11 protein-coding genes are annotated in these 12,612 nt (G+C 61.7%); 7 read left to right on the top strand and 4 right to left on the bottom strand.

Annotated elements, in window-relative coordinates; all coding sequences use genetic code 11:
• Window positions 1-8 precede the first annotated feature (8 nt).
• The 6 genes from AC0J5Z_RS13240 to AC0J5Z_RS13215 all read left to right on the top strand — a co-directional run bounded on the left by AC0J5Z_RS13240 (window position 9) and on the right by AC0J5Z_RS13215 (window position 7,368).
• A complete protein-coding gene (locus AC0J5Z_RS13240; protein WP_475032826.1) occupies window positions 9-359 on the top strand; it encodes a hypothetical protein in 351 nt (116 codons plus the stop codon).
• 36 nt (window positions 360-395) lie between these two features.
• Window positions 396-665, top strand: coding sequence for a Sec-independent protein translocase subunit TatA (gene tatA, locus AC0J5Z_RS13235; RefSeq protein WP_475032824.1), 270 nt, complete (start codon window positions 396-398; stop codon window positions 663-665).
• Window positions 666-671: 6 nt separating this feature from the next.
• Complete coding sequence (gene tatC / locus AC0J5Z_RS13230; protein ID WP_091470754.1) at window positions 672-1,508, top strand: twin-arginine translocase subunit TatC; 837 nt, start codon at window positions 672-674, stop codon at window positions 1,506-1,508.
• Between the two features lie 24 nt (window positions 1,509-1,532).
• A complete protein-coding gene (locus tag AC0J5Z_RS13225) occupies window positions 1,533-4,508 on the top strand; it encodes a DEAD/DEAH box helicase (protein ID WP_475032823.1) in 2,976 nt (991 codons plus the stop codon).
• A gap of 49 nt (window positions 4,509-4,557) precedes the next feature.
• Complete coding sequence (locus tag AC0J5Z_RS13220) at window positions 4,558-6,201, top strand: amidohydrolase (protein WP_475032820.1); 1,644 nt, start codon at window positions 4,558-4,560, stop codon at window positions 6,199-6,201.
• A gap of 423 nt (window positions 6,202-6,624) precedes the next feature.
• The gene (locus AC0J5Z_RS13215) at window positions 6,625-7,368 is read left to right on the top strand and encodes a polyprenol monophosphomannose synthase (protein ID WP_475032818.1); all 744 of its coding nucleotides are present in this window, start codon (window positions 6,625-6,627) and stop codon (window positions 7,366-7,368) included.
• A 79-nt stretch (window positions 7,369-7,447) separates the two neighbouring features.
• Here AC0J5Z_RS13215 and AC0J5Z_RS13210 read toward each other — a convergent pair whose 3' ends face one another.
• The 4 genes from AC0J5Z_RS13210 to AC0J5Z_RS13195 form a co-directional block, all read right to left on the bottom strand.
• On the bottom strand, window positions 7,448-7,795 hold the full coding sequence (locus AC0J5Z_RS13210) for an RNA polymerase-binding protein RbpA (RefSeq protein ID WP_011774875.1): 348 nt from the start codon (window positions 7,793-7,795) through the stop codon (window positions 7,448-7,450).
• Window positions 7,796-8,054: 259 nt separating this feature from the next.
• Window positions 8,055-9,032 (bottom strand): SPFH domain-containing protein, encoded by a 978-nt coding sequence (locus tag AC0J5Z_RS13205; protein WP_475032816.1) that lies wholly within the window; start codon window positions 9,030-9,032, stop codon window positions 8,055-8,057.
• A gap of 92 nt (window positions 9,033-9,124) precedes the next feature.
• The gene (locus tag AC0J5Z_RS13200) at window positions 9,125-9,586 is read right to left on the bottom strand and encodes an NfeD family protein (protein ID WP_144648429.1); all 462 of its coding nucleotides are present in this window, start codon (window positions 9,584-9,586) and stop codon (window positions 9,125-9,127) included.
• 80 nt (window positions 9,587-9,666) lie between these two features.
• Window positions 9,667-10,509 (bottom strand): methyltransferase domain-containing protein, encoded by an 843-nt coding sequence (locus AC0J5Z_RS13195; protein WP_475032814.1) that lies wholly within the window; start codon window positions 10,507-10,509, stop codon window positions 9,667-9,669.
• 68 nt (window positions 10,510-10,577) lie between these two features.
• On the opposite strand from AC0J5Z_RS13195, the gene AC0J5Z_RS13190 reads away from it, so the two are divergent.
• The gene (locus AC0J5Z_RS13190) at window positions 10,578-12,593 is read left to right on the top strand and encodes a S9 family peptidase (RefSeq protein WP_475032812.1); all 2,016 of its coding nucleotides are present in this window, start codon (window positions 10,578-10,580) and stop codon (window positions 12,591-12,593) included.
• Window positions 12,594-12,612: the final 19 nt, after the last annotated feature.

Raw genomic sequence — 12,612 nt, 5'->3', positions numbered from 1 at the left:
CTACTCAGATGCCTTGGTGGTTCTGGATCCTGTTGTGGATCGCGCTTATAGCCCTTTCGTTGCTCTTTCACCTGACTTTGGGCTATCGCCTGTACAAGAAATTCATGTCAACTGTTCATGATTTGGGTGCCGCGGGTAAACGTTTCAGCAACCTTGCTCCTTCCCGGGAAACCTCCGACGTTGAAACCGCCGAACCCCGACCAACGCCGGGGTCCGCAATTTTTGCCTCACCGGAACAGATGCGTCATGATTACCTGACGGCCAAAGCCTTCCGTCAGGAAGTTCGTCGTCAACGACGCGTCAAGCGCAAAGCCGGGCGGGGTCAACCCCAAACCCTGCACGACATTGAATTCAGATAGACGTAGGATGTATCCAAAAGGAAAGGACCTCCCCACATGAGGCTCGAAGGCTGGCATCTCATCATCATCATCGTCCTGGCTCTGGTGCTTTTCGCAGCGCCGAAGCTGCCGTCCATGGCGCGCAGCATTGGTCAGTCGATGCGCATTTTCAAGTCTGAAGTCCGGGAGATGAAGAAGGATGGCTCTTCCGAAGCCAAGGACTCCCAGGACTCATCCGACGCCGTTGAAGGCAAGGTTGTAGGCCACCCGGACGTGAAGACCCAGAACAACGGCGAGACCGACGTTCCGCCCTCCAACCGCGTCTAAAGAGAAGTGGTAGAGACGAAGGGGCGCAAGGCCAACCCCGAAGCCCGGATGGCGCTCCTGGATCACCTCAAGGAGCTGCGAAACCGGCTCTTCAAGGCTGCAATAGGCGTCATCCTGGGAACTGTGGTGGGCTTCATCGTCTACCAGCCTCTCCTGGAAGCACTGATCAAGCCGATCAAGGACCTCAACGAAAAAGAGGGACGAGCTGCCACGCTGAACTTTGATGGCGTCGCCAGTTCGTTCGACCTCATGGTCCAAGTGTCGGTTTTTCTTGGCGTGATCCTGTCCAGCCCGGTCTGGATTTACCAGCTGTGGGCCTTCATCGTTCCGGGCCTCCACAAGAAGGAACGGCGCTTGGCATTGTCCTTCGTGGCAGCAGCCGTACCGCTATTCATCGGCGGTGTCCTGCTTGCCTGGCTGGTGTTGCCCAACGCTGTTCGCGTCCTGACCGACTTCACTCCGGTGGGCGGTTCAAACTTCATCAGCGCCGAAATTTATCTGGCCTTCGTCCTTCGGCTCCTCTTGGCCTTCGGAATCGCCTTCCTCGTCCCCGTGGTGCTGGTGGGATTGAACCTGGCCGGACTCATAAAGGGCAAGCAGCTCATCAAGAGTTGGCGAATCACCATTTTCCTGGTGTGCCTGTTCGCTGCGATGGCCGCTCCCGGCGCTGACGCCATGAGCATGTTCTACCTCGCAGCGCCCATGCTCCTCCTGTTCTTCGCGGCGATCGGTGTCTGCGTCCTGAATGACCGCCGCCGTGAGCGCCGTGCCATCAAGCGGGCGGCTGAGACCGAAGCCACTGCAGACATCGCAACCCCGGCCACAGATCTGGAGAATCTCTAGACCTTGGGCCACTAGGCTTGATGCATGTCCTCCATTTCCGGGTCTTCATCTCCATCAGACCGTTACCAGGCGGCAGCCCAGCGGGCAGCTGAGTCGAAAACTTACCTTGGCGCCTTCGCCCGTTCCTTGGACTTTGAACTGGACGACTTCCAACGCGAGGCGTGCAGGTCGCTCCAGGAGGGCCGCGGAGTTCTGGTAGCAGCCCCCACCGGCGCTGGTAAGACGATCGTTGGCGAGTTCGCGATCTACCTGGCCTTGGAACGGGGACTCAAGGCGTTTTACACCACGCCCATCAAGGCCCTGAGCAACCAGAAATACTCGGAACTCGCAGCGAAATACGGGTCGGCCAACGTCGGCTTGCTGACGGGCGATACCACCATCAACGGAGACGCTCCCGTGGTGGTCATGACCACCGAAGTCCTTCGGAACATGCTCTACGCCGATTCTGAAACCCTAGGCGATCTGGGGTTTGTGGTGATGGACGAAGTCCATTACCTGGCCGACCGCTTCCGTGGTGCCGTGTGGGAAGAAGTCATCATCCACTTGCCCAGCGAAGTGCAGGTTGCCTCGCTGAGCGCCACAGTTTCCAACGCCGAAGAGTTTGGCGCCTGGCTGGATACCGTGAGGGGCGATACTGACGTCATCGTCTCCGAACACCGTCCCGTTCCGCTGTGGCAGCACGTCATGGTGGGCAGGGAAATCGTGGATCTCTTCGCCGGTGACACCACCTTTGACGAGATTGCACCCCAAGCCCCTGGCGCACAGGAAACGGAAGTACCGGACCTTTCCGAAGCTAATGAGGTGGCAGCCGAGCCGGCCGCCAATGATCGCCGACTCGTCTCAGCCAAGCGTTCGTCCGCAACCACAGTCCGCCAGGCAGTCACCGGTCCCGAGTTCGAGGTCAATCCGGACCTGTTGGCCATGGCTCGCTCTGAGAGCCGGATGAACATGAATGGCCGCTTTGGCCATGGTGGACGCAGCCGCCGCCGTCAGGACCGCTATCGCGATGAGCGGCAGCAGTCCGAGCAGCGCAGTCCTGTCCGGAAGGCCAGCCGTCCTCAAGTCATCGAGAGTCTCAGGCGACAGGATCTCTTGCCCGCCATTACCTTCATCTTCTCCAGGGCCGGCTGTGACGCTGCCGTAGCCCAGTGTGCAGCGTCGGGACTGTGGCTGACAACGGAGCGTGAACAGCAAATCATTGCCCAAAGGGTGGACGAGGCGAGCCACGAGATTCCCGCAGACGACCTCGATGTCCTGGGATTTTGGGGTTGGCGCGACGGCCTCATCAGGGGCTTTGCTGCGCACCACGCAGGCATGCTGCCCACGTTCAAGGAAGTGGTGGAAAAACTCTTTGCCGGCGGCTTGGTCAAGGCCGTTTTCGCCACTGAAACGCTGGCCCTCGGCGTCAACATGCCCGCCCGCTGCGTAGTCTTGGAAAAACTGGAAAAGTTCAACGGTGAAGCCCACGTCAACATCACGGCGGGGGAGTACACCCAGCTGACCGGGCGTGCCGGACGTCGTGGCATCGACGTCGAAGGCCATGCCGTTGTGCTGTGGCAGCCGGGGACTGATCCAGCGGCCGTGGCTGGCCTTGCCTCAAGGCGCACTTACCCCTTGAACTCCAGTTTCAGGCCGACGTACAACATGAGCATCAACCTCATTGCCCAGTTCGGGCGGGTCCGCGCCCGTGAAATCCTTGAGTCTTCCTTTGCCCAATTCCAGGCTGACCGATCCGTGGTGGGCCTTGCCCGGCAGGTGCGTGGGCGTGAAGAGTCGCTGACGGGCTACGCCAAGTCCATGCAATGCCATCTGGGTGACTTTACCGAGTATGCAAAGCTCCGCCGTGAACTCAGCGATGCCGAGAATTTCGCGGCCCGAGACCATCAGCGGGCCAGGAAATCACATGTTGCTGATTCACTCACGCGATTGATCCCCGGCGATGTCATCACCATCTACAGCGGCCGGCTGGCAGGACATGCCGTTGTGCTGGAGGTGGACCCCAATGCCCGGGAACCACGGCCCTCGGTGCTCACTTCTGACAACCAGCTGCGACGCATCGGTGTCCACGACCTGGACGGTCCGGTGTCGCCAGTCACACGTATCCGTATCCCGAAATCCTTCAACGCCAAGGTTCCCAAGTCCCGCCGGGACCTTGCTTCGTCCATGCGGCACGCCATCAGTGAGGACGCACCCCACAGCCGGCGTAACAGCAGGCACGAAGACTTCGGTCTCGGGGCCCGTCTGCCGGATCAGGAGAAGAAGATCGCGGATCTTCGGCGGGCACTGCGGGCTCATCCGTGCCATGGCTGCAGCGAACGCGAAGACCATGCACGGTGGTCGGAGCGCTGGTGGAAGCTGCGCAGGGAGACCGACGGCCTGGTCCGGCAGATCCAAAGCAGGACCAACACCATTGCCAAGACGTTCGACCGCGTCTGCGATGTTCTTTCGGTTTACGGTTACTTGGAAACCAGCGGCGCCGGAGAGGTCACCATCAGCACCGACGGGCAGCGGCTTCGCCGGATCTACGGTGAGAAGGACCTGCTCATCTCCCAGACTGTGCGGCGCGGCGCCATCAACGACCTCGACGCCGCCGAACTGGCCTCGCTTGCCAGCACCCTGGTTTACCAGGCTAAACGGGAGGACCGTGGGCTGCGGCCTAAGATGCCTAGCGTCTCCTTGGAATCGGCCGTAGACATTGTCATCCGTGAATGGTCCCAGTTGGAAGATACCGAGGAACGTAACAGGCTACCTTTGACCGGCGAACCGGAACTCGGCCTGATGTGGCCAATGTACAAGTGGGCCAGGGGACGTCATCTCCAGGACGTGCTCAGCGGAACCGACCTCGCTGCCGGCGACTTTGTCCGCTGGGCCAAGCAAGTGGTGGACCTCCTTGACCAGCTGGCCAAAATCCCACAACTGGACCCACGCTTGGCTCGCATTTGCCGCGAGTCCATTGACTTGGTCCGCCGCGGCGTCGTGGCCTACTCCACAGTGGCCTAGCGCGCCCCTAACCTCATTGACTGTTTTCAACGCTCGAGGAGCACAACGCATGAACCAGCCAGGCGTGCCAGCCGGCCAGGACCGCAAGGTCACGATGTACCGCAACGGTTCGATCTATACCGCCGCAGATCCCTTTGCCACCGCAATGGTGGTGGATGGCGATACCGTAGCCTGGGTCGGCTCCGAGCAGGCAGCCACCTCCATCGCTGACTCATCCATGGAGATCATCGACCTCCGTGGGGCCCTCCTGGCGCCAGGCTTCGTAGATTCCCATGCACACCTGACGGAGACAGGCCTGGCCCTGTCCGGCCTTAGGCTCACCGCGGTGCGTTCGGCCAAGGAACTGCTCGACGCCGTTGCATCCACCAGCGGCACGGGCACAGTCCTGGGCCACGGTTGGGACGAAACGATGTGGGACGATCCCACGCTTCCTACCCTGGAAGAAATCGAAAGGGCGGCGGGGGGTCGGCCTGTCTACCTCTCGCGCATCGATGTCCACTCAGCCCTCGTTTCGTCCTCACTGGCCGCGGCGGCTGGTTTGACCGGCCTCGACGGCTTCTCCGGCACCGCCCGCGTAGTGCGGGCCGCGCATACGGCGGCCCGGCTGAGGGCCCGGATGTTCCCGGAGTCCGACCGGCGAGGGTACCAGGAACGAGCCCTGCAGGAGGCCGCTTCACACGGCTACGTAGCCTTGGCCGAGATGTCGGCACCACACATTTGCGGACCCGAAGACCTAGGGATGGCTGCCTCTTGGAACGAAGGGGGCGACATGCCGGAGGTGCTCCCGTACTGGGGCCAACTGGCGACGTCGGAGGAGCATGCCCGAGCCATTCTTGATGGATTGGGCACTCGTGTGCTGGGTCTGGCGGGGGATCTCAACATGGACGGTTCAATCGGATCCCGCACGGCGGCCCTCGTGGATGACTACTCCGACGCGCCGGGCCAACGCGGCAGTTTGTTCCTGTCAGTTGACGATGCCGCCAAACACCTTGCCGCCACGTCCCTCCTGGGAGTCCAAGCGGGATTCCACGTCATAGGCGACGCTGGCTTGGCGGCAGTCCTCGACGCCTTGGACACAGCAGCTGCCGAGGTGGGGGAGCAGCGTATCCGGGCGTCTGGCCATCGACTTGAACACGTGGAAATGGCTGACCAGTCCGCCATCGACAGGCTGGCAAAATACTCCGTGTCGGTCAGCGTCCAGCCCGGCTTCGACGCCGCGTGGGGTGCTTCCGGCGGGCTCTACGAGCGGCGCCTGGGCCTCCGCAGCCAGGCCATGAACCCCTTTGCTTCCTTCTACGCAAGCGGGGTCCCTATCGCTTTCGGCAGCGACAGCCCGGTTACTCCTCTCCGCCCATGGTCGAGCGTCCGCGCCTGCCTGGAGCACAGCAACCCGGGGCAACGAATCTCGGCTCGTGCCGCGTTCTTGGGCCACACGCGTGCGGGGTGGCGGGCCACCAAACACCGGGACCCCCTGATGGGCCAGCTGGTCCCGGGCGCACCTGCCAGTTTCGCCGTGTGGGAAGTGGACGAACTGATGGTCCAGGTGGCTGATAGCCGCGTACAGTCGTGGAGCACGGATCCACGGGCGCGGACACCCCTTTTGCCGGCCTTGGACACCGGCAGCGATCCCCGTTGCCTGCAGACTGTCCGCGAGGGACATGAGCTGTTCGCCCACGAGTCGCTCAGGGTGTGAAGCAGGAATTTCCAGCGGCGCTGCGACGCCTGAACTGGGACAACGGACAAAACTGCAGGTCATTGGCTGGTTGACAGCCTAGGGGGAGTCCGTAGCATTGAGGCTCAACGGACAATCAACGCAGAGGCGGCTGCCGGAGCGTGATGGTTCGGTCGTGGCCGGAGCATGTTTATGGTGGCGGCAAATGAGTGGGCAGGTCCACAGCGACCCAGAAAACAGTTCGTTCGCGATTTCGTCGTCGGGCGACACTGGTCCTGGGCTTGTGGACCTGCCCGCAGCACGGCCCCTACGCGCCCCTATGTGTCCGGCGCCACAGCCGCCAAATGAATCCTTGCCGTCGTCCTATAATGGAGAGTTGCGCCAGAACGCCAGCCGCCAGGCTGCTCCGGCACACTGACCGCTCCATCAAGGAAAGGCCTCTTCTTGCGTGTCCTGACGATCATTCCCACTTACAACGAGCTGGAATCGCTCCCCGTGACATTGGGACGGCTGCGCGCAGCAGTTCCCGACTCAGATGTCCTCGTGGTCGACGACAACAGCCCTGACGGCACGGGAAAGCTTGCCGATGACTTCGCCGCAGAAGACAGCCAGGTTCATGTCCTGCATCGCAAGGGCAAAGAAGGCCTTGGAGCTGCCTACATCGCTGGCTTCAAGTGGGGGCTGGCCGCGGGCTATGACGTACTGGTTGAAATGGACGCAGACGGTTCGCATAAACCGGAGCAGTTGCCGCTACTTCTCGACGCCGTCAAGGACGGGGCAGACCTCGCCATGGGTTCCCGGTGGGTTCCCGGTGGCAGCGTCGTAAACTGGCCTCTCTACCGCCAAGCCATCTCCCGCATCGGCAGCACCTACGCGCGGATCATGTTGGGCGTGAAGATCAAGGACGTCACCGGCGGTTACCGGGCCTTCCGCCGCAGCACCCTGGAGGCACTCAACCTGGACCAGGTGGAGTCGGTTGGTTACGGCTTCCAGGTTGACCTCGCGTGGCGCGTGGCCAAGCTTGGCCTCCGCATCGAGGAGCGCCCCATCACGTTCGTCGAACGCGAGCTCGGGGCATCGAAAATGAGCGGCAACATTGTGGTGGAAGCCATGATCAATGTCACCAAATGGGGACTCGCCGCACGTTGGGCAAAGCTCACCCGCAAGTCACCGGCGATGTCCAAGTAGTCCCGGACGTTCTAACAAAAAGGCCGGGTCTGGCTCCCAAAGGGAAACCAGACCCGGCCTTTCTTGTGTCGCCTACCGGCTATGCGGAGCGGCGCTCTCCACGGCGCTCACGCAGGATGTTCAGGCGATCTTCAAGGATCTGCTCCAGCTCGGGGAGGCTGCGGCGTTCCAGGAGCATGTCCCAGTGGGTGCGGACAGCTTTCTCGTTGGCATCCACCGGACGCTCGCCATCAACCAGAAGCGCTTCCTTGCCTGTCTTGGAAACCCAAACGGGGGGAATTTCGGCTTCGGAGGAGAAGGTCACAAAGACCTGCTCGCCATCCTCACAACGGTACTCGACCCGCTGGCGCGGTGCCGGTTCAACGCCGGATTCAGTTTCCATGCTTTGGGCGCCAAGACGCATACCCCGCAGGCTGCGATCGCTCATGATTACTCCCTCTGTCTGTTCGCGGAGCATGAACCCCGCGCTAGCCGTAAGCCGTTTTCACGATCCTTACGGACTACTTCTGCACACCTTGCATCACTAATTGCAACGCCTGGCCAAGCTTGATTGTTCCATCCACACTGAACCAGCCGGACAAATATCCCATTATACGCGGATCAATGCCCACTACTCAAAAGGGCGAACATACAACGAGCGGCCAGCCAGTATGGCTGACCGCCCGGAGGCCTTGCGATGGGGCGAATTATTCAGTTTCTCGAGGCTGGGGCGCAGTTCCCGCCGACTCGGAACTCTTGGCTTTTTCATTGCCACCGAAGAGGCCGGCGGGGGAGTCCCCGTTGTGCCCTCCGAGTGCGCCGCCGATGCCTTTCAAGGCCTCGCCGACTTCGCTGGGAATGATCCAAAGCTTGTTCGAGCTGCCCTCGGCAATCTTGGGAAGCGTCTGCAAGTACTGGTAGGCCAAGAGCTTCTGGTCAGGGTTGCCCTTGTGAATTGCGTCAAAGACCTTGTGGATGGCCTGAGCTTCACCGTCGGCCCTCAGAATGGCAGCCTTCGCATCACCTTCAGCAGCGAGGATGGCAGCTTGTCGCTGGCCTTCGGCGGTGAGGATCTGCGACTGCTTTGTACCTTCAGCCGTCAGGATGGCTGCACGACGGTCACGCTCTGCGCGCATCTGCTTCTCCATCGAGTCCTGGATGGAGTGGGGCGGATCAATCGCCTTCAGCTCGACGCGGGACACGCGGATTCCCCAGCGACCCGTTGCTTCGTCGAGGACCCCACGCAGCTGACCATTGATCTGATCGCGGGAGGTGAGCGCTTCTTCGAGGTTGAGTCCACCCACCACGTTACGAAGCGTGGTGGTGGTCAACTGCTCCACGGCCTGGATGTAGTTGGCGATCTCGTAGGTTGCGGCCCGTGGATCGGTGACTTGGAAGTAGACAACGGTGTCAATCGAGACCACCAGGTTGTCCTCGGTAATGACCGGCTGCGGCGGGAACGACACCACCTGTTCGCGCAGGTCAAGCAACGGCAGGAGCCGGTCAACGAACGGGATCAGGATGGTTAGTCCCGGGTTGAGCGTGCGCTGGTACTTGCCGAGCCGTTCAACGACGCCGGCACGGGCCTGCGGGATGATCCTTACCGAGCGGACCAACACGATGATGACAAAAATGACGAGAACAATCAGCACAATTGCTGCTGCTGTTCCTCCTAAGCCGTCCATACATCTCCTTCATTCCCCAATTGCGTGGTTTGATGCGGCTGAACGCGGGTGGGCTGCCCGACCCGGCAACCGCTGAAAGTCAAGGGCGCGCCTCAGCGCGGGCTGTTGTCGGCGGACGAGGCTACGACCGCCGTCGCGCCGTCGATCTTGGTGACTTGAACCGTGGCACCGGGGTCAATGACTCCCGCAGTGCTGCGGGCGCTCCAAACGTCACCGCCAATTTTGACGAGACCGCTGGTGCCGCTCACGGCTTCGATGACCAGTGCGGACTGACCTATCAGGCGGTCTACGTTGGATCGTTGTTCTTCCGGACCTTTGTGGAGGTGCTTCAACGCAACCGGGCGCAGGAAAACGATCATCAGGAGAGAGACCACGCAGAAGATGACGATCTGGAGCCAGAAATCGGCCCCGGCGAAGTCGGCGATCAGCCCGGCCAGGGCTCCGCCGCCCAGCATGATGAAGAAGAGGTCGAGGGTAAGCATCTCCACCACTGCGAACGCGAGGAAGACCGTGAGCCAGAGTGCCCACCAATTCTCGCCGAGCCATTCAAACATCGTTTCCCCCTTGGTCCCGGATCCCGCGAGCGGGATCACAGTCGCTGTTCCTCCATCCTAGCCCGACGTTCCGTCCCACGTCAGGACAAGACGAATTCGCTGATCCGGAACTTCGCGGTGGCGGCCACGGGACCGTCCAAGGTGGCCAATTCTGCCAACTGCCCACGCTGTAGGTGGTGCCCGGCCGGACCCATGTAGGCGAGGTCAGCTACCTCCGGACCGCTCAGCATCAAAGGAAGATCAAGGCTTTGGCTCGTGCCTGACTCGAAATAATCCCGCATGGACTCCACCAGCCGCTCTTCTTTGCCCTCTTCAATGCCGAGCATCCCTGTCCGGGCCGCGATCTCGGCAAGGTGGCCCGGCCTGGGCGTCACAACAATCAACGAGCCGCCTGGCCGAAGCACCCGGGCAAATTCGGCGGGGTTTCGCGGGGCAAAGACCACCGTAACCACGTCCGCCGTGTTGTCAGCCATGGGCAGCGGACGCCAAATGTCCCATACAAGGTTGGCGGCCTGCGGATTGAGCCGGGCGGCGCGCCGCAGGGCGAATTTGGAAATGTCCACACCGATTCCCGCTGCCCCGGACCTCCCAAGGACCGCCTGAAGGTAGTGGCCTGTACCGGTACCGGCGTCGAGAACCAGCGCGTCGGGACGTCGAAGTGATCCTGCGGCTGCTTGTGCAACGGCTTGGGCAAGGCCGGAGTAGTGCCCGGCGTCCAGGAACCTGTGTCGGGCGGCCACCATGTCTGCCGAGTCTGCTTCAAACACGGTGCCTTTGCCGGTTAGCAGGTTGAAGTAGCCCTGTTTAGCGGCGTCGAACAGGTGCCCCGCATCGCAGGCGAGAGTCCGCTGCCGGCCCTCCCGGAGCTGGAACGTCCCTTGGCAAACAGGACAGCGGAGGGCAGCAACGGCGACGGACAACATGGCTCCAATCCTACGGCGGACGGAGTGTCTGGTGCCTGGTGCGGAACCGCCGGGCTAGGCTCACCAACGTGAAACCCGAGCAATTGCACCTGCTGAACTCTGTGTCCGCCCCGGCAATCCACCCCGATGGTACTAAGGCGGTGGTATCTGTCACGAGGCCGGATTTTGATTCTGACAGCTACGTGGGTCAGTTGTGGAGCGTTCCCCTGGACGCCACCAAGTATCCGCGCCGCATCACGCGCGGCTTCCGGGATAGTTCCCCGGCATTTTCACCCGACGGCCTTGTCCTTGCCTTCCTTAGGAGTGACCCAGATGGCAAACCGCAGTTGCATGTTGTGGAGGCAGCCGGTGGTGAACCGCAGCGCATCACGGATCAGCACGCCGGAGTAGGCAGTTTCGTGTGGGCGCCTGATTCCCACCGGATTGCGTTTGAGGCCCGCGTACCGGAACCAGGGCGCTACGGAACGGTGGACGGCATCGCGTCCGGCGGAGAGGACGCCCGACTGATCATCACCAACCAGTACATGGTGAACGGCCTGGGGTACACAGCAGACCAGCGCCAGCAACTGTTTGTCGTTGAGGTCCCGGAGTTAGGCGGTGAGCCAGTAGTTGCTCCCCGAGGGAGGGCTGCCCATGAGCAGCCCACGCGAGTGGTCACCGGTGTCCCTGACGCCAAGCAAATAACCTTTGGCGACTCGGACCACGAGTCGCCGTGCTTTTCAGCTGACGGCACCCACCTTTACTTCGTGGCGGCCCTCCATGAAGCGCACGACGACGACCTCGTCACGTCCGTCTATCGGGTGGGAGCCGACGGCGGCCAGCCGACCGCCGTCGAACCTTCCAACAGGAAACTGCAGACTGTTACTGGCGTGCGCACCTCCACCGATGGCCGTTGGCTGTTTTACGTTGCCCAGGACCTGGGCGACACCGGCAAGGATTTTGTGGCTCGGAATGCTGTTCTGTACGTCACGCCAATCGCCGGGGGAGAGGCGTCGGCCCTGACCGATGTGGAACATTTGGACGTGTCGGGACCGCTGGAACCAAGCGGCCCCGCCAGCGTTCTGGTGCTGAACACCGCGTTGGGAAGTGTCGAACTGTTGGATGTCACGGCAGAAGGCGGGATCACACCCCTGGTCCATGGTGCCCGGGTAGTTATCGGGGCAACGGTCGCTGCCAACGGGGAAGTTGCCGTGAGTTTTTCCGATGCCTCAACGGCGGGGGATGTCGCCTCCTTGGAACGCGGGGAGATCCGCCTTCTCACAGATTTCTCGGCCGCCCTGCGCAACAACTCCCGTGTAACGGAACCCTTGGACTTCGAAGCCGAATCCACCGATGGACACCCGGTCCACGGTTGGGTGGTACTGCCTGATGGTCCCGGCCCCCACCCCGTTCTACTCACCATCCATGGCGGTCCGTTCTCCCAATACACTGGCGCTTTCTTCGACGAAGCGCAGGTCTATGCCGCTGCCGGGTACGCCGTTGTGATGTGCAATCCGCGCGGGTCTTCCGGTTACGGCCAGTCCCACGGGCGCGCCATCAAGGAGCGCATGGGGACTGTGGATATGCAGGACGTGCTTGCGTTCCTGGACGCAGCGTTGGCTTCGTTTGATGCCTTGGATGAAGACCGTGCCGGGATCATGGGCGGTTCCTATGGTGGCTACCTGACAGCGTGGACCATCGCCCACGACCATAGGTTCAAGGGTGCGATCGTGGAGCGCGGCTTCCTGGACCCAGTCAGCTTTGCGGGTTCCGCTGACATCGGCTGGTTCTTCGGGACCGAATACATGGGAGGGACACCGGAGCAGATTACGGCCCAAAGTCCCATGGCGGTAGTCTCGCGCGTCGATACTCCTACCCTGGTGATTCACAGCGAGAACGACCTACGGTGCCCCATCGAACAGGGCCAGCGCTACTACGCGCACCTCAAGGCGAAGGGCGTGGACACTTCCTTGCTGATCTTCCCTGGGGAAGATCACGAATTGTCACGGTCCGGGACACCTCATCACCGAAGGCAGCGCTTTGATCACATCCTCCGCTGGTGGGCAAAGTACCTTCCAACGGAAGCCAATCGCTTGGAGGAATAGCAGACAAGGCCGCTATTCA

Source organism: Paenarthrobacter sp. TRD_SC_7 (genome assembly GCF_056156245.1).
Note: the sequence above shows the minus strand (reverse complement) of the source record. Positions and strands in the feature narration are given on the sequence as shown.